The sequence below is a fragment of the Telluria aromaticivorans genome (genome assembly GCF_013003915.1).
GTDB lineage: Bacteria > Pseudomonadota > Gammaproteobacteria > Burkholderiales > Burkholderiaceae_D > Telluria > Telluria aromaticivorans.
On record NZ_JABAIV010000002.1, the window covers coordinates 703,693 to 725,364 of the forward strand.

A 21,672-nucleotide genomic window follows, 5' to 3' on the forward strand; every position below is an offset into this window, starting at 1 on the left:
CGGCTATGAAAAGATACGCATTGGCAGCAGCGCTGATGATCTGCCTCGGCAGTCCCGCGCAAGCCGCCGTTATCGATCTCGCTGCAAATAATGCTGACGCAGCACGCGCCCAGCAGCCGGTACGCAATTTGTCCGTGACCCAGCGCCAGGACATCGTGACGCCACCCGCCCACATGTCGGAACTGCCCGAGCCGGAAGTGTTCGCCATGATGCTGCTGGGCCTGATCCTCATCGGCGTCAAGGCGAGCCGCGGCAGCAGCGAGAAGTTCAAATAGCCGTTAGTAGCGGCCGTGTGGCCGGGCGCCCTGCCCGGCTTGCCTGAAGGCGGATGACGTAGCCGTGACGCGGCGCGTCAGGCTGCACTGCACAGGGCGTGCAATTTCATTAATGTGTTCCAGTTGCGCGACGTGGTCGTGTCCCCCAGCTGTTTCCCCAGCGCGGTCGCCGCAGCGCTATCGAGCATCCCTTCCGGACACCAGACATAGACGGCGCGCGCGCCCAGCGCCAGCCGGTCGCAGCCCCAGTCCTTGCCGTCGAGTGCCGCCAGCTTGTTGCGTTGGGAGGGGTCGCCCAGCAGGAACACGATCAAGCGTGCGTGATCATTCGCCACGTCGAGCAAGGGGTTGCCGTCGATGACCTCGGACAGCTCGCTGTGCGCCAGCACGAAGACGCGCGCCGCCACGCCCAGCTTGAGCACGAGGGCTTCCTCGATTGCCGCGGCGGCCTCGCCGGCCGTGGTGCCCGGCGCCTGGAAGACGACGTTGCCGCTGTTCAGGACACTGCGCACGCCGGTATAGCCCAGCCCTTCGACCAGCGTGCACAGGTCGGCCATGGCGATCCGCTTGGCGCGCCCAACATTGATTCCCCGCAAAAATGCGGCGTAGCAGTGGCTGGTCATGGGCGCGATGTTACCTGAGGCGATAGCAGCATGGCGCTTCGTTTACGCCAGGCTATCAGGCCAGCCCTTCGGCGCGCAGCGCTTGCTGGACGGCCGGGAGCGCGGCCACGCGCGCCTGGTAGGCTTGCAGGGTCGGCCAGTCAGCCAGGCTGAACCTGGCGAAGCCGACCCAATTCAACACCGTGAACAAATAAGCGTCGGCGATGGTGAACTGGCTGCCCATCAGGAATTCGCCGCCGTCCAGCTTGCCAGCGATGTAGTTAAGCGGACGCGCCAGGCCGGCCCAGGCGGCGGCGCGGCCTTCCTCGCTGCAGCCAGGGGTAAAGATGGGCGTGAAGCGCTTGTGCAATTCGCTCGCCAGGTAATTGAGCCATTCCATCAGCTGGTAGCGCTCGAAGGAACCCAGGGCTGGGGCAAGTTGCGCCGCTGGCGCTTGGTCGGCGATGTATTGCAGCAGCACGGCCGCTTCGGTCAGCACCTTGCCGTCGTCCAGCTGCAAGGCCGGGACCGAACCCTTTGCGTTGATATCGCGGAAGTCGCCGCCGCTCGCAATGGCCTTCGTCTTCAGGCTGACGCGTTCGACCGTGAACGGCAGGCCGGCGGCGTTGAGGGCGATATGCGGGGCAAGCGAACAGGCGCCCGGGCTGACGTAGAGTTTCATGGATGTCCTTGATGAGAGGCGACACGGATCGCGAACCTGAAAGCGTACAACATTTTTTTTGTTGCATTTAAATATAGCGCGGCGGGAACGCGACTTTGCCGCGACCAAGCGACCAGCCGGGCGGGCCGGTGATAAGATCACCCGGCTGATAACAGGAGGAACAATGAGCGATACCTATGAACTCGTGCCCATGGCGCACCTGTTCCCCGGCATGGTGCTGGCCGACGTGCTGCTCGACGAGCACGGCCATGTGCTGCTGGCCCAGGGTGCAGTCCTGAGCGAAGCGACGATCGCCTCGCTGGCGCGGCATGGCGTCGCCGCGGTGCCGGTGGCGCGCGCGGTTCCCCTGGAGCAGCCGAGCGCGGAGTCGGTCCAGCAGCGCCTCGACCACCTGTTCCGCCGCAACGACCGCGACGACCACGGCGACTGGGCCACCGGCCTGCTGCGGGGTTATATCGAGGATTACCGCCTCAAGCGCGGGGTGGCGCCATGAGCGCGCCGCTCGATGCGGTGCGTACCGAAGAGTTGATCGGCAATGTCGAGGACCTGCCCTCGCTGCCGGCCGTGGTCATGGAACTGCTGGGCAGCATCGACCAGGAAGACGTCGACATTGCCGTGCTGGCAAAGAAGGTGGCGAACGATCCGGCGCTGACCGCCAAGACGCTGCGCCTGGCCAATTCCTCGGCCTTCGGGCTGCAGGTGAAAGCCACGACCATCCAGCAGGCCATGACCTTCCTGGGCTTCCAGACCACGCGCAACCTGATCACGGCGGCGGCGCTGACCGGGTGTTTCCCGGCCGGTCTCTGCCCCGGCTTCAACGACAAGGCCTTCTGGCGCCATTCGATTGCCACCGCCGCCTGCGCGCGGGTGCTGGCGCGGCGCGTGCGCTTCAATCCGGATTACGCCTTCACGGCCGGCCTGCTCCACGATATCGGACGGCTGGTACTGGTGGCGCGCTTCCCGGAACGCTACCAGGCGGTGCTGGCGCTGCGCGACAAGAACGATTGCGAGCTGATCGAGGCCGAACGCGCGCTGCTGGGTATCGATCACGTCGATGCGGGCGTGGCCCTGGCCGGGCACTGGAATTTTTCCGACACCATGCGCCAGGCGATTGCCTTCCACCACACGCCGGACGCGCAGGGAGCCGGGTTCCTGGCGACGATCGTGCACGTGGCGAGCGCGGTCGTGCATGCGCTGGACCTGGCCGGCAATCCGGACGAGCTGGTGCCGCGCATTTCGGCGGTGGCCTGGACGGCATTGGGCATGACGGAAGACGCGTGGCTGCAGGCTTTCCATGACACGGAGCTGCAGTACGAGGAGATGACGGCCATCCTGATGGCCTGAAGACGGGCGCCGGCGGGGTCGCCAGTCAGGGATGCTGATCGGAAACGCCGATCGCAGGCGTCGACAAGACGCTAAAGGGAAAGACGAAAAGGCGCCGAATTAGACGCCGGAAGGAACCGGCGCGGCACTGCGCTCAATGCGCGGTGCCGCAGCTCGCTGACACCGTAGGCATGACAGTCGCGGCTGTCATGCCTGCGGCATTAGTGAGCATAATTGCCGGACGAGGACGACGGAGTCGTTTCGTTGTTCTGTTGCGGTTGTTGCTGCTGGGCGGCTGCGGCTGCGGCGGCCTGTGCTGCTTTCTCTTCTGGCTTAGGACGGCCTTGTGCGTCCGACAGGCGGTATTTGGTGCGGCGATCGCCCATCAGGTCACGCAGGTCGCGGATGCTCATGCCGGTCACTTCGTGCATGCGGATCAGCAGCGAGGCGCCGACTGGCAGGCGGTGGTGGCGGATTTTGCTGATGACCGGCGGCGCAACTTCGAGCATGCGCGACAGCGCAGCGTCGTTCTTCAGTTGCATCTTGCCGAGCAGGATATCCAGCAGGTGGTTTGGATTGTAGCTTTCTTGCGAAGACAGAGCATGATGCTGTTGTGCCATGATGTTTACCTCTTTAGTTGGTTAAAATAGTTCCCTTACGAACTTTTGTTAAAGCTAGATCTCCTTAACATCAGTTCCCGGACTACCTTGCAGAGATTTAACAGGCTGAACCTGAAGATCCCCTTAAGAAACGTACCGGACCGCATGCCCCCGCGTTACCTCCCCGCATACGAACTTGTATTTCAAACAAATTATCAGGCTCATCCACTACCAGTACATCCGAGCAGCGCATGTGACTCATTGTCTCAAATCAAGCTATCGTGCGGAAAGCTTATCACATAGACATTTCAGCACATGGGGATAATTTGTGGCGCACGCAAGAGATTTCTTCAATAAATTTTCCTATCAGAAGTCAGACCGAACTCATTGATTTACATAGGGAAATAAATTTATCCGGACAGATTCAAGTAGACGATTTCTCGCCCAGAAACATCATCGCACATTTAACAATCTGAGCATAATTATAATTACTTTAGGTTAAGAAAGTAATCATTCCCAGCGGCATAAACCGTCGATGCACACTTGCCTGTTTCGAGGGCAGCAGCGGATTTACGCTAAACTGGACGCCTTGTATTGCCCCGGCACCAGCTCCTTTCCTTACACAGCACTCCATGCAGAAAAAAGTATTCATCAAAACCTTCGGCTGCCAGATGAACGAGTACGACTCGGACAAGATGGCGGACGTCCTCGGCGCCTCCGATGGACTGGTCCGTACCGACACGCCGGAAGACGCCGACGTCATCCTGCTGAACACCTGTTCGGTGCGCGAAAAGGCGCAAGAGAAAGTGTTTTCGGACCTGGGCCGCTTCAAGGCGCTCAAGCGCGCCAAGCCGGACCTGGTCATCGGCGTAGGGGGCTGCGTGGCATCGCAGGAGGGGCAGGCCATCGTCCGCCGGGCGCCGCACGTGGACGTCGTGTTCGGCCCGCAGACCCTGCACCGCCTGCCGCAACTGATCCGCGAACGCCGCAGCAGCGGCAATGCGCAGGTCGACATCAGCTTCCCGGAAATTGAAAAGTTCGATCACTTGCCGCCTGCCAAGGTCGACGGCGCGGTCGCCTATGTGTCGATCATGGAAGGCTGCAGTAAATATTGCAGCTATTGCGTGGTGCCTTACACCCGCGGCGAGGAAGTGTCGCGCCCATTTGAGGACGTGCTGACCGAATGCGCCGGCCTGGCCGCCCAGGGCGTGAAGGAAATCATGCTGCTGGGCCAGAACGTGAATGCCTATTGCGGCGCCATGGCCGGCAGTGAGATGGCCGACTTTGCCCTGCTGCTGGAATATATCGCCGACATCCCCGGCGTCGAGCGCCTGCGCTACGTGACCAGCCACCCGAAGGAATTCACCCAGCGCCTGATCGACGCCTACGCGAAGATCCCGCAGTTGGTGAACCATATATATCTACCGGTACAGCACGGTTCCGACCGCATCCTCGGCGCCATGAAGCGCGGCTATACCGGGCTCGAGTACAAATCGATCATCCGCCGCATCCGTGCGGTGCGCCCAAGCATGACCTTTTCTTCCGACTTCATCGTTGGCTTCCCCGGCGAGACCGAAGCCGATTTCGAGGCCATGATGAAGCTGGTGGCGGACGTCGGTTTCGATAACAGTTTCAGTTTTATCTTCAGCAAGCGTCCGGGCACCCCGGCCGCCAACCTCGACGACGATACGCCGCATGAGGTCAAGCTCGCGCGCTTGCAGCGCCTGCAGGCCCTGATCGACGCCAACACCCGCAAGTACAGCGCGGCCATGGTCGGCACCGTCCAGCGCGTGCTGGTCGAAGGCCCGTCGAAGAAAGACGCGGGCCAGTTGCAGGGCCGCTGCGAGAACAACCGCGTGGTCCATTTTGCGCCAGACGCGATCGGCCCGTCCCTGGTGGGCCAGCTGGTCGACCTGCGGATCACCGCGAGCCATGACTACTTCCTGCGCGGCGAACTCGTCGCTGACTCACATACGATAGCCAAAGCCAGTTGAAAAATACCCCCTCCCAGCCTTCTTATTTCATCCCCGAGCCGCTCGACAACACGCGGCTTGCCCACCTGTGCGGTCCGCTCGACGAGAACCTGCGCCAGATTTCGGCCGCGCTTGACGTGACGGTCTTCCGGCGTGGCGAGAAATTCATCGTCAGCGGCGCCAATGCCGACCGCGCGGTCGAACTGCTCGAACGTTTCTATGCGGTGGCCAACAAGGTCGTGCCGATCGAAGAAGTGCAATTGGCCCTGGTGGAACAGCGTGTCGGCTTGAAACCGCGCACCGCCGCGGCAACGGACGAACCAGCCTCTGCCAGTGCCAGGAGCGGGCGACCGGACGGCGCGGAAGATGCCGGTGACACCGGGGACGGCGCCACGCCCGAGCTGGTCAGCCCCCTGCTCAAGACCCGCCGCAGCGATTTGCGCGGCCGTACCCCACACCAGATCGAATACCTGAACGCCGTGCTCGAACACGACATCAGCTTCGGCGTCGGCCCGGCCGGCACCGGCAAGACCTATCTCGCCGTGGCCTGCGCGGTGGATGCGCTCGAGCGCGATGCGGTCAAGCGCATCATCCTGACCCGTCCGGCCGTGGAAGCCGGCGAGCGCCTCGGCTTCCTGCCGGGTGACCTGAGCCAGAAGGTCGATCCCTACCTGCGCCCGCTGTACGACGCGCTGTACGACCTGCTCGGTTTCGACCGCACCCAGAAGATGTTCGAGAAACAGGTCATCGAGATCGCCCCGCTGGCCTACATGCGCGGCCGCACGCTGAACCACGCTTTCGTGATCCTGGACGAAGCGCAGAACACGACGGTCGAGCAGATGAAGATGTTCCTGACCCGGATCGGCTTCGGCAGCAAGGCCGTGATCACGGGCGACGTGACCCAGGTCGACCTGCACAAGACGCAGCGCTCGGGCCTGATCGATGCCATGCACGTGCTCAAGAACGTGCGCGGCATCAAATTCACCCAGTTCGCCAGCGTGGACGTGGTGCGCCACCCGCTGGTGGGCCGTATCATCGACGCCTACGAGAGCAATGCCTCGATCGAGGAACTGGCCGCCCTCCCCAAATCGCTACCTACGAAAAATGCAAGAAAAAAAACATAATCTCGACCTCGAAGTCCAGTACGCCGACACGCGCCTCGAGAAAGAGCTGACCGAAGAGATGCTGCAGCGCTGGGTGCAGGCGGCGCTGCTCGGCCCCGCCGAGCTGACCATCCGCTTCGTCGACGCGGAAGAAGGCCAGACCCTGAACCGCACCTACCGTGGCAAGGACTACGCGACCAATGTCCTCACCTTCGCCTATAACGAAGGCGAAGAGCTGGGCGCCGAGGACCCGACCCAGGCCGACATCATCCTGTGCACCGACGTGCTGCAGCGCGAAGCCGACGAGCAGAAGAAGACGGTGGAGGAGCATGCGGCCCACCTGGTGGTGCACGGCGTGCTGCACGCCCAGGGCTATGACCACGACCACGACGAAGAAGCCGAGGAAATGGAACAGTTCGAGCGCGACATCATGGAAGTGCTGGGGTATCCGGATCCGTATTCGGATTGACCTCTGCTTTTGTAGGGTGGGCAGGTTTCCTGCCCACGCGGTCAAACGGCGTTAGCACGGACGCGATGCGGGTTCTCCTGCGCTAACTATCACCGCGTGGGGTAACCGGGGCCAGTGGGCCGGGTTACAAGCCGCCCACCCTACGAAAACCAGCTCAGCAGCGGCACCCGAATTCAGCCCTACGCCCTTTTGGTGTATCCTATACCCATCGCAACAACGGCTTCACGCCAACTATGCCCGAGTATCCCAGTGACGTCCGATCGGACGCCAAACCCCACCGGTCGCTGTTTGAACGGCTGACCGCACTGATTTCCCCCGAACCTGAAAATCGCGCAGAACTCCTCGAAGTGCTGCACGAAGCCCACGAACGCAACCTGATCGATGCCGACGCACTCTCGATGATCGAGGGCGTGTTCCAGGTATCCGACCTGTCCGTGCGCGACATCATGGTCCCGCGTTCCCAGATGGACGTCATCGACATCACCAAACCCATCGAGGAATGGCTGCCGATCGTGATGGAGACGCAACACTCGCGCTTTCCTGCCATCGAGGGCGAACGCGACAAGGTGGTCGGCATCCTGCTGGCCAAGGACCTGCTGCGCTACTACGCCGAAGAATCCTTCGACGTGCGCGCCATGCTGCGCCCTGCCATCTTCATCCCGGAATCGAAGCGCCTGAACGTGCTGCTGCGCGATTTCCGCGCCAACCACAACCACATGGCCATCGTCGTCGACGAGTACAGCGGCGTGGCCGGCCTGATCACCATCGAGGACGTGCTCGAGCAGATCGTCGGCGACATCGAGGACGAATACGACTTCGACGAAGAAGAAGACAACGTCCTGTCGATCAAGGAAGGCCAGCTCGGCCTGCGCTGGCGCGTCAAGGCGCTGACCGAGATCGAGCAGTTCAATGAAGAGATCGGCGCCAACCTGTCCGAGGACGACGCCGACACCATCGGCGGCCTGGTGGCCAGCCACCTGGGCCGCATGCCGCACAAGGGTGAAGTCTTCGACCTGGAGGGCCTGCGCTTCGAGGTGCTGCGCGCCGACGCGCGCCAGATCCACGTTTTACTCGTCGAAAAGCTGCCTTACGCCCAGGACGACCGCGACTGATTAGGCCCTCTAATGCTGCGCCAACGTACCAAACCCCTTATTGCTGATCCGGTCGCACGTCCCGCCACGCCCTCGCCCAAAGCGCTGGTACTGATGGCGCTTGCCGGCGCCCTCTCCCTGTTCTCGTTCGAACCCTTCGGCTGGTGGCCGGTGCAGTTCCTGGCGCTCGCCTATTTCTTCTACCGGGTCGGCGTCGAGAACTCGCCGCGCCATGGCCTGTTCCTCGGCTGGGCGTTCGGCTTCGGCTGGTCGGTGGCCGGCATGCACTGGCTGTACATTGCCGTGACCCGTTTCGGCGGCCTGCCCGCCATCCTCGGCGCGATTTCCATCGCCCTGCTGGGCCTGTACATGGGCCTGTTCGGCGCCTTTGCCGGCGGCGCCGCGAGCTGGCTGCGCCGCAAATGGTCGCTGCCGGTGACTGCCTTCGTGCTGCTGGCACTGCCCGCCACCTGGGGCGTGTCGGAATGGCTGCGCGGCTGGGTGTTTACCGGCTTCCCGTGGGCTTCCTCGGGCTACGCCCACAACGTCTCGCCCCTTGGTGGCTATGCGCCTTTGGTGGGCGTGTACGGCGTCGGCGTCGCCGCCGCCGTGTGCGCGGGCTGCCTGGCCATGCTCACCCAGCGCAAACGGCGCTGGCATGTCCTTGGCCTGCTCGCCACGGTCATGGCGGCCGGATTCGGCCTGAAGCAAATCCACTGGACCCAGGACGTCGGCCAGCCCGTGACGGTACGCCTGCTGCAGGGCGACGTGCGCCAGGACCAGAAATTCGACGCCGCCTACCTGGTGGACATCATCGAACGCTACCGCGGCATGATCACGGCGGCGCCGGCCGACCTGATCGCCACGCCGGAAACCGCGATCCCGGTCACGCCCTACCAGCTTCCCGACGACTACCTGGCTGCGCTGCAGGGCTTCGCAGTCCAGACCCGCAGCCACCTGATGCTCGGCATCCCGATGATGGACAGCCCGACCCAGTATGCGAACAGCGTCATCGCCTTCGGTCCGGGAGCCGCACCTTACCGATACGACAAGCATCACCTTGTGCCCTTCGGCGAATTCATCCCGCCAGGCTTCCGCTGGTTTACCGATTTGATGAACATCCCGCTGGGCGACCAGACCCGCGGCAAGGCCCTGCAGGCGCCCTTCCCGGTCAAGGACCAGCTGGTGCTGCCGAATGTCTGCTACGAGGACGCCTTCGGCGAAGAGATCGCGGCCCAGCTGCGCAATGCGCCGAAGCCGGCGACACTGCTGCTGAACGTGTCGAACCTGGCCTGGTATGGCGAATCGGTGGCGATCCCGCAGCACCTGCAAATTTCGCAGATGCGTTCGATCGAAACCGGCCGCCCGATGCTGCGCTCGACGAATAACGGCGCCACCGCCATCATCGACGCACGCGGGAACATCGTGCAGCAGCTGCCCTTCTACGGCCGCGGCGTACTGACCGCCACGGTGCGCGGCACCGAAGGGTTCACGCCGTATATCCGCTTCGGTAACCTGGCTTTCCTGCTGCTCGGCGCACTGATGCTGGGTGGCGCGTGGTTCGCCGGCCGGCGTTTCCGCAGTCGTAAACCGTAGCGTGGGCGGCTTCGCCGCCCACGCGGTGATTGTTGGCAGCAGGATCATCGAGCCCGTGATCGGAGCCGATAACGATCACCGCGTGGGCGGGATACCCGCCCACCCTACGAAAAACTCCCTTATTCGAACGGCTGAGCTGAATCGCTCCCCAGCGTCCCGCCAAAATTCAGTAGAATTAGTCATTTGGCAAATTAACCGTGTCTGCGGCTTCATCCCCGCGCCGCCCCCTACAAGATGCTCACATTCCAACAAATCATCCTGACCCTGCAATCCTATTGGGACAAGCAGGGCTGCGCACTGCTGCAGCCTTACGACATGGAAGTCGGCGCCGGCACCTTCCACACCGGTACCTTCCTGCGCGCGATCGGCCCCGAGCCGTGGCGCGCCGCCTACGTGCAGCCGTCGCGCCGCCCGAAGGACGGCCGCTATGGCGAGAACCCGAACCGCCTGCAGCACTACTACCAGTTCCAGGTGGTGCTGAAACCGGCGCCGGAAAACATCCTCGAGCTCTACCTCGGTTCGCTCGAGGCGCTGGGCCTGGACCTGAAGAAGAACGACGTGCGCTTCGTCGAGGACGACTGGGAAAGCCCGACCCTGGGCGCCTGGGGCCTGGGCTGGGAAGTCTGGCTCAACGGCATGGAGGTCACGCAGTTCACCTATTTCCAGCAGGTCGGCGGCCTCGATTGCAAGCCCGTGCTGGGCGAGATCACCTATGGCGTCGAGCGCCTGGCGATGTACCTGCAGGGCGTCGAGAACGTGTATGACCTGGTCTGGACTACGTGGGAAGAGAACGGTGCGGCCGGCGAACCGGAGACCAAGACGCTGAAATACGGCGACGTCTTCCACCAGAACGAAGTCGAGCAGTCGACCTACAACTTCGAGCACGCCAATACCGAGCTGCTGTTCCAGGCCTTCGCCAATCACGAATCCGAGGCCAAGCGCCTGGTCGAACTGGCGCTGACCCTGCCGGCCTACGAGCAGATCATGAAGGCTTCGCACAGCTTCAACATGCTCGACGCACGCGGCGCCATTTCCGTGACCGAGCGCGCCGCCTATATCGGCCGCGTGCGCACGCTGTCGCGCCTCGTGGCGCAGGCCTATTACGACTCGCGCGAGAAGCTCGGCTTCCCGATGCTGCCGACCGTACCCGCCGACCAAGCCGCCGCTTAAGCCGACCGGAATAGAACAGAACACACCATGAACCAGACTCTCCTCGTCGAAATCCAGACCGAAGAACTGCCGCCGAAAGCGCTCGTCAAACTCGGCGCCGCTTTTGCGAACGGCATTGCCAACGGCCTGAAGGCGCGCGATTTCCTCGCGCTTGATAGCGTCGTCACGCCTCACGCCACCCCGCGCCGCCTGGCGGTGACCATCACGAATGTAGCAGCCACCTCGCCCGACAAATCCATGCGCGAAAAGGTGCTGCCGGTGAGCGTCGCGCTGGACAAGGACGGCAACCCGAGCGCGCCGCTGGCCAAGAAGCTGGCAGCGCTGGGCTTCCCGGACCTAGGAGTAGCCGACCTCGAACGCGCCCAGGACGGCAAGGCAGAATCCTTCTTCTATACCTACACCGCAAGCGGCAGCGCCCTTGCCGGCGGCCTGCAAGACGTGCTGCTTGACGCGGTCGCCAAGCTGCCGATCCCGAAGCTCATGAGCTACCAGCGCCCTGACGGCGCCACCGTGCAGTTCGTGCGCCCGGTGCACCTGCTGCTCGCCCTGCACGGCGAACAGGTGCTGCCGCTCACGCTGCTGGGCCTCGACGCCGGCCGCCAGACCATGGGCCACCGCTTCCTGTCGCATGGCCAGGCCATCGCCATCCCGCACGCCGACAACTATGGCGCCGTGCTGGAAAGCGAAGGCAAGGTGATTTCAAGTGCCGAAGGCCGCAAGGAAAGCATCCGCCGCCAGCTGCTGGACAAAGCCGGCCTTGATAAGGTCCTGATGCCGGAATCGCTGCTGGATGAAGTGGCCGCGCTGGTCGAATGGCCGGTGGTCTACGAATGCCGCTTCGAGGACGAATTCCTGGCCGTGCCGCAGGAATGCCTGATCCTGACGATGCAAACCAATCAAAAGTATTTTGCGCTGACCGATGCCGCGGGCAAGCTGCGTTCGCGCTTCCTGATCGTCTCGAACATCGAGACAAGCGACCCGACCGCGATCGTCGGCGGCAACGAGCGTGTGGTGCGCCCGCGCCTGTCGGACGCCAAGTTCTTCTTCGAGCAGGACAAGAAGAAGACCCTGGAATCGCGCCTGCCGCTGCTGGCGAGCGTGGTCTACCACAACAAGCTGGGCACCCAGCTCGACCGCACCGAGCGCGTCACCATCCTGGCCACCAGCATCGCGCGCCGCCTTGGCTACGACGTGCCGCTGGCCGAACGCGGTGCACGCCTGGCCAAGGCCGACCTCCTGACCGACATGGTGGGCGAGTTCCCTGAGCTGCAAGGCATCATGGGCACCTATTACGCGCGCCACGATGGCGAGCACGAGGAAGTCGCCCTGGCCGCGTCCGAGCACTACCAGCCGCGCTTCGCCGGAGACACCCTGCCGTCGACCAACACCGGCCTCACCGCCGCGCTGGCCGACAAGCTCGAGACCCTGGTCGGCATCTGGGCCATCGGCCTGCAGCCGACCGGCGAGAAGGATCCGTTCGCACTGCGCCGCCACGCCCTGGGCGTGATGCGCATGCTGGTCGAGAAGCGCCTGCCGCTGTCGATTTCCGACTTGCTGGGTGAAGCGGTGGCCGTGTTCGAAGGACAAAGCGCTTTCAAGGATCCACGTGCGGAAGTCACAGCCTTCATGCTCGACCGCCTGCGCGGCATGCTGCGCGAGCGCGGCTTCTCGCCGAACGAAGTCGAAGCCGTGCTGGCCCAGAACCCGGACCGCGTCGACGACGTCGTCCAGCGCCTGGAAGCGGTGCAGGCCTTTGCCGCGCTGCCGGAATCCGCATCGCTGGCAGCCGCCAACAAGCGCATCACCAACATCCTGAAGAAGACCGAGGCCGCCATTGGCGAGGTCAAGCCGGAGCTGCTGAAGGAACAGGCCGAGAAGAACCTGGCCGCGGCGATTGCGCGCGTGCGCCCTGACGTCGATGCGGCGTTTGCGCGCGGCGACTTCACCGGCACGCTCAAGACCCTGGCCCAGTTGCGCGACGACGTCGACGCCTTCTTCAACGACGTGATGGTGATGGCCGACGACCTCCTGCTCCGCAACAATCGCCTGGCGCTGTTGTCGCAGTTGCACGGCATGATGAATGGTGTCGCCGATATCTCGAAATTGGCGACGTAAGCTGATAAGGTACGGGCCATGAAGCTCATCATCCTGGACCGGGACGGGGTCATCAACCACGATTCGCCGGACTTCATCAAGTCGCCGGCGGAATGGATCCCCATTCCCGGCTCGCTTGAAGCGATCGCCCGCCTGAACCAGGCGGGCTACCGGGTCGTCGTCGCCTCGAACCAGTCCGGCATCGCCCGCGAGCTGTTCGACATGCCGACCCTGAACGCGATCCATCAAAAGCTGCATGCCAGCGCCCAGCTGGTGGGCGCCGACATCGACGCCATTTTCTTCTGTCCGCATGCCGCGATCGACAACTGCGACTGCCGCAAGCCCAAGGCCGGCATGTTCGAAGAGATCAGCAAGCGCTTCAAGATGAACCTGAAGGGCGTTCCCACCGTGGGCGACTCGCTGCGCGATTTGCAGGCCGGCTTCATCATGGGCTGCGTGCCCTACCTGGTCCTGACCGGTAAGGGCGAGAAGACCCAGGCCACCGGCGGCCTGCCACCTGGCACCCAGGTCTTCCCCGACCTGGCCTCGATGGTGAATGCCTTCCTCAAGACCGCGGTACAGCGGCCAGAATAACCAATACCGAATTCCGTCCGGAGCCCCTTTGCAAACCTTCACCCTGTTCCTGCGTTCCCTGCTCTTCAAGATCGTCATGATCGTGGCCACCGTCGTGTGGGCCTGTGTATGCTTCCTGGCCGCGCCGCTGCCCTACAACAAACGCTTCTGGGTGACCTCGCGCTGGAATGTCTTCATGATCTGGTGTGCGAAGGTGATCTGCGGGATCCGCTACGAATTCAAGGGCTACGACAACCTGCCGGACAGCCCGGCCATCGTCCTGTCGAAGCACCAGTCGGCATGGGAAACGATCGCCCTGCTGCCGAACCTCACGCGCCCGCTGGTATTCGTCTTCAAGAAGGAGATCCTGTACATCCCCTTTTTCGGCTGGGCCATGGCGCTGCTGCGCATGATCCCGATCGACCGCAAGCAGGGCAAGAACGCCTTCGCCCACGTGGTCCGTCATGGCAAGCGCCGCCTCGCCGATGGCCAGTGGATCATCATGTTCCCCGAAGGGACCCGCATCCCGGTCGGCCAGAAGGGCAAGTACAAAAGCGGCGGTACGCGGCTGGCTGTCGAAACCCAAACCGTTGTCGTGCCGATCGCGCATAATTCAGGTGAATGCTGGCCGAAGAACTCGTTCATCAAACGCCCGGGACTGATTACGGTCTCGATCGGCAAACCGATTTCGCCAGACAGTCACACCCCCGAGAGCATGATGCAAGAGGTCGAAAATTGGATAGAATCGGAAATGCGCGTCATTTCGCCCCACGTCTACAAAGGTGGCTGAGCGAGGTCAGCGCCCAGATCAGGGATTTGCAAGCGCAGCAAGCCATGACCTCCCCGAAGATCGACGGCCACCAGCTCGAGCTGTTTGCCCAGGAATTCTTCGCCGCGCTCAAGCCGGCGGATAAACCTGCGCCGCCGGCCCAGCACCTGTTCAAGGCGCCGCCCCCGGCGCCGCGCAACCTGCTTCCTTCCCCGCCCGTAGGGATGGACGAGCCGCCGCTCAAGCGCATCGTCCTCGGCGCCCACACCGTCGATTACGCCCTGCGCCGCTCCGCCCGCCGCTCGATCGGCTTCATGATCGACGACGACGGCCTGCGCGTGACCGCGCCCCGCCGCTGCGCCCAAGCCGACATCGACAACGCAATCCGCGCCAAGGGCCGCTGGATCCTCACCAAACTGCTCGAACGCGGCGAGCGCCGCGCCCAGCGCCAGGAACGCCTGCCGGTGGAATGGAAGGATGGCGCCCGCCTGCCCTATCTCGGTGGCGAGATCACCCTGCGCCTGGAAGAAGCCACGCGCAGCCACTGCGAATTCGACGCGGTGAATAACGAGCTGTGGATCGGCGTGGTGCCGGGGCTGTCGGAATGGCAGCTCAAGGAACGCGTCAAGCTGTGGTTCCAGGCCGAGTCCAGGCGCCTGTTCAAGGAGCGCCTCGACCACTTCGCGCCGCGCCTGGGCGTGAGCTATACCGCGTTTGCGCTGTCCTCGGCAGGTACGCGCTGGGGTTCATGCACGATTGAAGGGAATATCCGCCTGAACTGGCGGCTGGTGCACTATCCGCTGTCGCTGGTCGACTACGTCGTGGCGCACGAACTGGCGCACCTGCGCGAGATGAACCACAGCCCCGCGTTCTGGGCCACGGTGGGCGAGGTGTATCCGGATTATGACGGGGCGCGGCTGGCGCTGCGCAAGCGCTCGCATGAGATGCCGGTGTTGTTTACCGACTAGCCGATCCATCGGGGAAAGCCGGTGCCATTAACGGATTAATGGGATCTGTCGTGACCCGTAGGGTGGGCAGGGTAATTTCGGGCAATGCCCGGAATTACGCCCACGCGTTCAAATTACGGTACTGCAGCCCGTGCGGCTATTCAACCGCTAGCTATCACCGCGTGGGCAGAATCTGCCCACCCTACAACAGCGAATCCCGCCTCGCTGCCGCCAACTCCTTCATCGCCTCCAGCTGCACCTCCGACAGACACCGGTACGGAATCGGCAGCGTCCCGCGCTTCAGCACCATCATGAACCCGCGCGAATACGTACGCACCCCGATCACGTCTTCCCAGCCGATCAGCGTGACGCCACCGCTGGTGCGCACGATGCCGTGCTGGTCGATGGTGAATTCATAGGTGCGGCGGCCGCGGCCGAGCAGGACGAAATGCAGGGCCGCACTCAGGGTGCTCTTGAAGCGCAGGTAGAGGCTGGCTGGCCAGCGGATGCGGCGGCGGCGGATCAGGAAGCCGCCGTGCTGCCACATGAAGCTGAGGTATTCGCCCAGCGTGTAGCGCACGAAAAAATGCAGTTCGGATAAGGGGACTGGTAGAGCAGCGGAAAGCGGAACCGGCAGGTCCACAGGGCCGTCACTCACGGGCACGTGCAGCAGCTTGTCGTCGGCCTGCTGTTGTACCAGCATGGCGACAGGCTTGTTGCTGTTGACGGGCCTCGGGTGATTAAACGACAACATACGCATCCCCTTGTTATATCCGAGCTCGAACCCGGAATGGTAGCAAAACCTAGCTGATTAATTGTCGCAGGAGTTCAACAGTGCGCAGGGTGGCGCCGCGGTGGCGGCCAGCGAACGCGAGTGCGTGCGCGCCCATGCGTGCGCGCGCCGCATCGTCCTCCAGCAGGCGCATGGCGGCCGCCATCAGGGCGTCGGCGTCCGGCACCCGCAGCGCAGCGCCATCAAGCACTGCCTCATCGGTCGCCTGCGCGAAATTGAACGTGTGTTCGCCAACCAGTACCGGCTTGCCGAGCGCGCAGGCTTCGATCAGGTTCTGGCCGCCCAGCGGCATCAGGCTGCCGCCGATGAAGGCGCAATCGCAGGCAGCGAAGTAGGCGAACATCTCGCCCATCGAATCGCCCAGCAGCACCTTGGCATTGCCGATGCCCTTGTCGATCTTCGAGCGCCGCATCACGCTCAAGCCGCGCGCCCCGATCATCTTCTCGACCTCGTCGAAACGCTGCGGATGGCGCGGTACAATCGCCAGCAGCGCATTGGCCGGCTTGTCCACCGCGCGCTGCCACGCATCGAGGATCAGGGCTTCCTCGCCCTCGCGCGTGCTGGCGCACAGGAATACCGGGCGGGCGCCGATTTGCTCGCGCAACCATGCGCCCTTCTCCAGCGCTGCGCTTGGTGGCACCACGTCGAACTTGATGCTGCCGGTGACCGCCACCTGCGGGGCGCCAAGCGAGCGGATGCGTTCGGCGTCCAATTCGGTCTGCGCCGCAACCAGGGTAATGGCCTGGGCAGCATCGGTCATCAAGGTTCCCATCTTGCGGCCGCTGCGCAGCGAACGCTCGGACAGGCGCGCATTCACCAGCGCCACCGGCACGCCCGCTTTCGCGCAGCCGGCGACCAGGTTCGGCCACACCTCGGTCTCCATCAGGATGCACACGCGCGGTGCAAAGCGGCGCAGGAAGCGCGCGACCATGAAGCCGGTGTCGTAAGGCAGGTAGGACTGCACGACGCGCTCGCCATGGTGGCCAAACAGCGAGCGGCCGGTGGCGCGGCCGGTCGGCGTCATGTGGGTGAGCAGGATGCGGGAATCGGGGTAAGCGGCAAGCAGCGCTTCGACCAGCGGTTCGGCGGCGCGGGTTTCGCCCACCGAGACGGCATGCACCCACAGCGTCTGCCCGGTCGATGGCGCGGCGCCAGGAAAGCCGAGGCGCTCGCGCCAGTGGGCGCGATAGCCGGGCTCCTGGCGCCCGCGCCACCACAGGCGGCCCAGCACGACCGGCAGCGCCAGCCACCAGGCCAGCGAATACAGGAGCCGGATCAACTCGTCTCCAGCAGCCGGCGTGCGGCCGCGATGACTTCCGGCGCGGATGGTGGCATGCCCATGTCGCCCAGGTTGACGATACGGTCCGACCAGTTGCCCTCGGTCTTCCACTTGGGCGAATCGCAATAGATTTCCACGGTCGGGCGCACGAAAGCGGCCGCGATGTGGGTCAGGCCGGTATCGACGCCGACGGCAAGCCGCGCATGCTGGGCCACGCCCACCGCATCCATCATCGACAGCTTGGGCAGCACGCGCGCATTCGGCAGCGCGCTGGCGAGCGATTGCGCATCCTCCAGTTCGGACTGCGAGCCCCAGGGCAGCAGCACCGGCATCGGGGCCAGCGCCTGCCCCAGCGCGATCCAGTCCGCGTGCGGCCACTTTTTGGCGTCGCGCGCGGTACCGTGGAAGAACACGGCGTAGTCGTCAGGCGGCAGGAAGGCCGGACGCTGGGCGCCCTGGGGCGCCGGCAGCCCGAAGTCTGGTGCGGTGTTTATCGGATAGCCCAGCGCGGCGCCGGCCACCATGCGGCCGCGCGCTACCGCATGGGTGCGCGGGTCGAGCGGGATGCTGTCGGTGTGAAAAAAGCGCGAGATGCCTTCGTAGCCCGAGCCTTCGCTGCCATTGGCCAGGCCGACCTTCTTGCCGCCGCGGCGTACGCGTGCGGCGCCCATGATGATGCCGGTCTTGAGCAGGCCCTGGGTATCGAACACGTAGTCGTATTCTTCCTCGCGCAGAGTGCGGAAGAAGCCCTTGATCTCGGCCCGGGTCTCAAGCTTGCCGAGGCTCTTGCGCCAGCGGCGCAGTGCCCACGGGATGATCTTGCGCACCTGCGGGTGCAGGCGCACCAGGCTCTGATAGCCCTCTTCCACCACCCAGTCGATCGTCGCGCCTGGATGGCGGCGCAGGATGTCGGCCACCATCGGCAGGTTGTGCAGCACGTCGCCCAGCGACGACACGCGCACCAGCAGGATCTTCAAGCGCTTTTCCTCACCCATTCGCTCAGAAAGGCAGTTGAGCGTCCGGCTTGGCGGCCAGGATCACGCGCCGGAATTCAAGCTGGATACGCGCCAGGGCTTCCGGGGTCTCGCCTTCGAAGCGCAGCACCACGACCGGGGTCGTGTTCGACGAGCGCGCCAGGCCGAAGCCGTCCGGGTATTCGACACGCAGGCCGTCGATGTCGTTGACGCTGTCCGAGCCAGGGAAAGTGGCGTTGGCGCGCAGGCTGTCGATCAGCGTGAAGTTCTCGCCCTCTTTCAGGTGCAGGTGCAGTTCCGGGGTGCTGCTGGCGATCGGCAGGCTGTTGAGCAGCGTCGACGGATCCTGTTCCTTGGTCAGGATCTCGAGCATGCGCGCGCCGGCGTACAGGCCGTCGTCGAAGCCGTACCAGCGGTCCTTGAAGAAGATATGGCCGCTCATTTCGCCGCCCAGCGGGGCGCCGGTTTCTTTCAGCTTGGCCTTGACCAGCGAGTGGCCGGTCTTCCACATCAGGGGCTTGCCGCCGTGCTGCTCGATCCACGGGCCGAGGTGGCGCGTGCACTTGACGTCGTACAGGATTTCGCCGCCCGGGTTGCGCGACAGGACGTCGGCTGCGAACAGCATCATCTGGCGGTCCGGGAAGATGATCTGGCCGTCCTTGGTGACGATGCCGAGGCGGTCGCCGTCGCCGTCGAAAGCCAGGCCGATTTCGGCGTCGGTGTCCTGAAGGGCCTTGATGAGGTCCTGCAGGTTTTCTGGGTGCGCCGGGTCCGGGTGGTGGTTCGGGAAGGTGCCGTCCACTTCGCAGAACAGTTCGACGACTTCGCAGCCCATGCCGCGGTACAGGTCCCCGGCGAAGGCGCCGGCCACGCCATTGCCGCAGTCGACCGCGATCTTGATCGGGCGCGACACCTTGACGTCGCCAATGATGCGCTCGAGGTAGGCGGCGCGGATGTCGTGGGTGCTGTAGCCGCCACGCTGCGCGGCGATGCTGCCGTCGTAGGCTGCGATGCTGTCGTGCAGGCCGGTGATGGCCTCGCCGTGGATCGCTTCGCCGGCCAGGACCATCTTGAAGCCGTTGTAATCCGGCGGGTTGTGGCTGCCGGTGACCATGATGCCCGAACGGGTGCCGAGCACATTGGTGGCGAAGTACACCATCGGGGTGGCGACCATGCCCAGGTCGATCACGTCCGCGCCGGCATCGCGCAGGCCTTCGCTAAGGGCAGCCGTCAGGCTTGGGCCCGACAGGCGGCCGTCGCGGCCGATCACGACAGTGCGCTCGCCCTTGGCCAGGGCGGCGGCGCCGAAGGCGCGGCCGATGTGGCGTGCGATACCTTCGTCCAGCGTCTTGTCGATGACGCCACGGATGTCATAAGCCTTGAAGATCGTTTTGGAGAGAGCAACCATGATTTCCTGGGATAAGAGTCGCGTGGGGTCAGCAGCAATCGCAACTGCAGCCTGTGACGGCAAGGCGTCGACGCGGGAATGAGTGAAAAGATAATAACCGCTATTGTAGCGGCAAGCGGCGCCCTTTGGGAATCGGGCGGACCGCCTGCTACATATTACGAGCGCTAAGGCTCTTGGCCGGCAATGCCGGCCGGGACTACACGCGCAGCTTGTCGATCGACTTGCCGCCTTCGACCCATTCCTTGACCCATTTCGGCTGGCGGCCACGGCCGGTCCACTGCTGCGATGCATTGTCAGGGTGACGGAAACGCACGGCCACGGAATTACCCTTGGTCGCATTGCTACGGCCGCCGGTCGCCAGCAGGTCCTTGAGGGGCACGCCGACGCTCTGCGCGATTGCCAGGATTTGTTCACGTGCCTTTTGCACTTCCTGCACTTCGCGCTTCTTCATTTCCTGCTTGATTTGTTCTTGCAGGTTGCGCATATCGCCTACCGACATATTAGACAGATCCATCTTCGTTCCCTCAATAGGTAAAGGTTGATACAGAGGTTGATGCAAGTACGGTGAAACTCACCAATTGTCGCAATATACTACATGAAGTGTTATTTACCGTCTTTCTTGTGTAAAAAAAGCCAGCGTGGCGACTTAAATCGAACGATACGCGCATATAACCACAGGTAACTGATTATAAACAACAAGCTGAAGAAGATCAGTACGCTTGTATTTTTCCAGAACACGGTAGCGGGAATTACGGCCATCAGTGAAAACAGCCATAGATAAGGCGAAGTGCGCGCGTTCCGTTTCATCAATGCGCGCGCTTCACGCGGACCCACCGTCCATTGCACGATACGCCGGAATATTAAACTGTGCAGGTGAATTCCGTCCGGAAGCGCGGGTGATTTACCGCGCACGAACATGCGCCGGTATGCGGAGAATATGGTTTCGAATGCGGGATAAATCAGCAGCAGCGCGGCATACCAGGTGGATACTTCCGGATTGCGCATCACCAGCAGCAGCGCCAGTTCGCCCAGCATGAAGCCGATGAAATACGCGCCGCCGTCGCCGAGGAAAATCAGACCCACCGGATAATTCCAGATCAGGAAACCGGCGGTGGCGCCTGCCACCATCAGCGCCGTCACCAGCACGAACATGTCGTCCACCTGCAGCGCCACATAGGCCAGCGACATCAGCATGCAAATACTGACCACGCTGGCCAGGCCATTGAATCCATCGATGATGTTGACGGCATTGGCGATGCCCGCCACCGCCAGCACGGTAAGCGGCACGACGATCCAGTCGAGCTGCAGCGACAACACGCCCCAGGGTAAATCGATGCGCACGAGTTTTGCACCGAGCAGGTAATACGCAAGCAGCGCGGCGAGCATCGTGAGCAGAAGCCGGCGCGCCGGCGACACCTTGCCCGTATAGTCTTCGACGATACCGCCCGCCATTGCAATGCAGGCGCATCCAAGCAAAGGAGCGAGCCACGGCCCGAGCGACGGCTGGCGCATCACCGACACGGCGCCCGTGATGACGGTGGCGAGATAGATCGGCACGCCGCCAATGCGCGCGACCGCATGGGAATGGAATTTCTGTACGCCGCCATAATCGTTGTCGAGCGCCGCGCCATTGCGCTTCGCAAGCTTAATCACAAGCAGGGTCAGCAGCGCACAGGAGACGAAACTGACAAAAAAGGAGAACATTTATTATTCTTTCGGTGCAATCAGGTGAGTCGTTTCCGCTTCGACTCCGCGAAAAAACCACGGCACTCTTATCAATGGATGTGGTCGCATTGTACCGGAATAGATGAGCCGCTCCGGCGCCGGAATGGATTCCGTGGCGCGCGCTTCGATTCGATCAAATTCGCGCACTGTTTGACGGTGAAACCGGAACGATGCCGTGCGCACCGCGATATCCGCTGCAGGGGGTGTCGAAATCATTTAGTATCCGC

At 63.3% G+C, this 21,672-nt stretch carries 23 protein-coding genes; 13 read left to right on the plus strand and 10 right to left on the minus strand.

Annotated features, from left to right (window positions below):
* Positions 1–5 precede the first annotated feature (5 nt).
* The gene (locus tag HGB41_RS08480) at positions 6–275 is read left to right on the plus strand and encodes a hypothetical protein (RefSeq protein ID WP_171083091.1); all 270 of its coding nucleotides are present in this window, start codon (positions 6–8) and stop codon (positions 273–275) included.
* A 77-nt stretch (positions 276–352) separates the two neighbouring features.
* Here the strand turns inward: HGB41_RS08480 and HGB41_RS08485 are convergent, their stop codons facing one another.
* On the minus strand, positions 353–898 hold the full coding sequence (locus HGB41_RS08485; protein ID WP_171083093.1) for a DUF1697 domain-containing protein: 546 nt from the start codon (positions 896–898) through the stop codon (positions 353–355).
* A 55-nt stretch (positions 899–953) separates the two neighbouring features.
* Complete coding sequence (gstA, locus tag HGB41_RS08490; protein ID WP_171083095.1) at positions 954–1,559, minus strand: glutathione transferase GstA; 606 nt, start codon at positions 1,557–1,559, stop codon at positions 954–956.
* Positions 1,560–1,722: 163 nt separating this feature from the next.
* Here gstA and HGB41_RS08495 point away from each other — a divergent pair, with 163 nt between their 5' ends.
* Together HGB41_RS08495 and HGB41_RS08500 are read left to right on the plus strand one after the other, a co-directional pair.
* Positions 1,723–2,052: a hypothetical protein gene (locus HGB41_RS08495; protein ID WP_171083097.1), complete on the plus strand. Its 330-nt coding sequence runs from the start codon at positions 1,723–1,725 to the stop codon at positions 2,050–2,052.
* On the plus strand, positions 2,049–2,903 hold the full coding sequence (locus HGB41_RS08500; protein ID WP_171083099.1) for an HDOD domain-containing protein: 855 nt from the start codon (positions 2,049–2,051) through the stop codon (positions 2,901–2,903). Before HGB41_RS08495 ends, HGB41_RS08500 begins: the two co-directional genes overlap by 4 nt.
* Before the next feature lie 200 nt (positions 2,904–3,103).
* Here the strand turns inward: HGB41_RS08500 and HGB41_RS08505 are convergent, their stop codons facing one another.
* Entirely contained in the window at positions 3,104–3,502 is a 399-nt protein-coding gene (locus HGB41_RS08505) for a hypothetical protein (protein ID WP_171083101.1), read from the minus strand.
* Positions 3,503–4,113: 611 nt separating this feature from the next.
* On the opposite strand from HGB41_RS08505, the gene miaB reads away from it, so the two are divergent.
* From miaB to HGB41_RS08555, 10 genes are all read left to right on the plus strand, one after another.
* On the plus strand, positions 4,114–5,475 hold the full coding sequence (miaB, locus tag HGB41_RS08510; protein WP_171083103.1) for a tRNA (N6-isopentenyl adenosine(37)-C2)-methylthiotransferase MiaB: 1,362 nt from the start codon (positions 4,114–4,116) through the stop codon (positions 5,473–5,475).
* The gene (locus HGB41_RS08515; RefSeq protein ID WP_171083105.1) at positions 5,472–6,578 is read left to right on the plus strand and encodes a PhoH family protein; all 1,107 of its coding nucleotides are present in this window, start codon (positions 5,472–5,474) and stop codon (positions 6,576–6,578) included. The genes miaB and HGB41_RS08515 overlap by 4 nt, the downstream gene beginning before the upstream one ends.
* Positions 6,559–7,026 (plus strand): rRNA maturation RNase YbeY, encoded by a 468-nt coding sequence (gene ybeY, locus HGB41_RS08520; protein ID WP_171083107.1) that lies wholly within the window; start codon positions 6,559–6,561, stop codon positions 7,024–7,026. Before HGB41_RS08515 ends, ybeY begins: the two co-directional genes overlap by 20 nt.
* A gap of 233 nt (positions 7,027–7,259) precedes the next feature.
* Positions 7,260–8,138: a CorC family transporter gene (locus HGB41_RS08525; protein ID WP_171083109.1), complete on the plus strand. Its 879-nt coding sequence runs from the start codon at positions 7,260–7,262 to the stop codon at positions 8,136–8,138.
* 12 nt (positions 8,139–8,150) lie between these two features.
* Entirely contained in the window at positions 8,151–9,713 is a 1,563-nt protein-coding gene (gene lnt, locus HGB41_RS08530) for an apolipoprotein N-acyltransferase (RefSeq protein ID WP_171083111.1), read from the plus strand.
* 234 nt (positions 9,714–9,947) lie between these two features.
* The gene (glyQ, locus tag HGB41_RS08535; protein ID WP_171083113.1) at positions 9,948–10,883 is read left to right on the plus strand and encodes a glycine--tRNA ligase subunit alpha; all 936 of its coding nucleotides are present in this window, start codon (positions 9,948–9,950) and stop codon (positions 10,881–10,883) included.
* Between the two features lie 27 nt (positions 10,884–10,910).
* On the plus strand, positions 10,911–12,998 hold the full coding sequence (gene glyS, locus HGB41_RS08540; protein ID WP_171083116.1) for a glycine--tRNA ligase subunit beta: 2,088 nt from the start codon (positions 10,911–10,913) through the stop codon (positions 12,996–12,998).
* Between the two features lie 18 nt (positions 12,999–13,016).
* The gene (gmhB, locus tag HGB41_RS08545) at positions 13,017–13,571 is read left to right on the plus strand and encodes a D-glycero-beta-D-manno-heptose 1,7-bisphosphate 7-phosphatase (RefSeq protein WP_171083118.1); all 555 of its coding nucleotides are present in this window, start codon (positions 13,017–13,019) and stop codon (positions 13,569–13,571) included.
* 28 nt (positions 13,572–13,599) lie between these two features.
* The gene (locus HGB41_RS08550) at positions 13,600–14,340 is read left to right on the plus strand and encodes a lysophospholipid acyltransferase family protein (protein ID WP_171083120.1); all 741 of its coding nucleotides are present in this window, start codon (positions 13,600–13,602) and stop codon (positions 14,338–14,340) included.
* Positions 14,341–14,384: 44 nt separating this feature from the next.
* Complete coding sequence (locus HGB41_RS08555) at positions 14,385–15,287, plus strand: M48 family metallopeptidase (RefSeq protein ID WP_171083122.1); 903 nt, start codon at positions 14,385–14,387, stop codon at positions 15,285–15,287.
* Positions 15,288–15,468: 181 nt separating this feature from the next.
* Here the strand turns inward: HGB41_RS08555 and HGB41_RS08560 are convergent, their stop codons facing one another.
* The 7 genes from HGB41_RS08560 to HGB41_RS08590 form a co-directional block, all read right to left on the minus strand.
* Positions 15,469–16,020, minus strand: a complete 552-nt coding sequence (locus HGB41_RS08560; protein ID WP_171083125.1) for a YcxB family protein — start codon at positions 16,018–16,020, stop codon at positions 15,469–15,471.
* A 49-nt stretch (positions 16,021–16,069) separates the two neighbouring features.
* Positions 16,070–17,335, minus strand: coding sequence for a lipid IV(A) 3-deoxy-D-manno-octulosonic acid transferase (waaA, locus tag HGB41_RS08565; protein WP_171083527.1), 1,266 nt, complete (start codon positions 17,333–17,335; stop codon positions 16,070–16,072).
* Positions 17,335–18,315 (minus strand): lipopolysaccharide heptosyltransferase I, encoded by a 981-nt coding sequence (waaC, locus tag HGB41_RS08570; RefSeq protein ID WP_229422917.1) that lies wholly within the window; start codon positions 18,313–18,315, stop codon positions 17,335–17,337. The genes waaA and waaC overlap by 1 nt, the downstream gene beginning before the upstream one ends.
* Before the next feature lie 22 nt (positions 18,316–18,337).
* On the minus strand, positions 18,338–19,720 hold the full coding sequence (locus tag HGB41_RS08575) for a phosphomannomutase/phosphoglucomutase (RefSeq protein ID WP_171083131.1): 1,383 nt from the start codon (positions 19,718–19,720) through the stop codon (positions 18,338–18,340).
* A gap of 196 nt (positions 19,721–19,916) precedes the next feature.
* Positions 19,917–20,234: an H-NS histone family protein gene (locus HGB41_RS08580; protein WP_171083133.1), complete on the minus strand. Its 318-nt coding sequence runs from the start codon at positions 20,232–20,234 to the stop codon at positions 19,917–19,919.
* Positions 20,235–20,323: 89 nt separating this feature from the next.
* The gene (locus HGB41_RS08585) at positions 20,324–21,424 is read right to left on the minus strand and encodes a glycosyltransferase family 4 protein (RefSeq protein ID WP_171083135.1); all 1,101 of its coding nucleotides are present in this window, start codon (positions 21,422–21,424) and stop codon (positions 20,324–20,326) included.
* A 3-nt stretch (positions 21,425–21,427) separates the two neighbouring features.
* A complete protein-coding gene (locus HGB41_RS08590; RefSeq protein ID WP_171083138.1) occupies positions 21,428–21,661 on the minus strand; it encodes a hypothetical protein in 234 nt (77 codons plus the stop codon).
* Positions 21,662–21,672 lie beyond the last annotated feature (11 nt).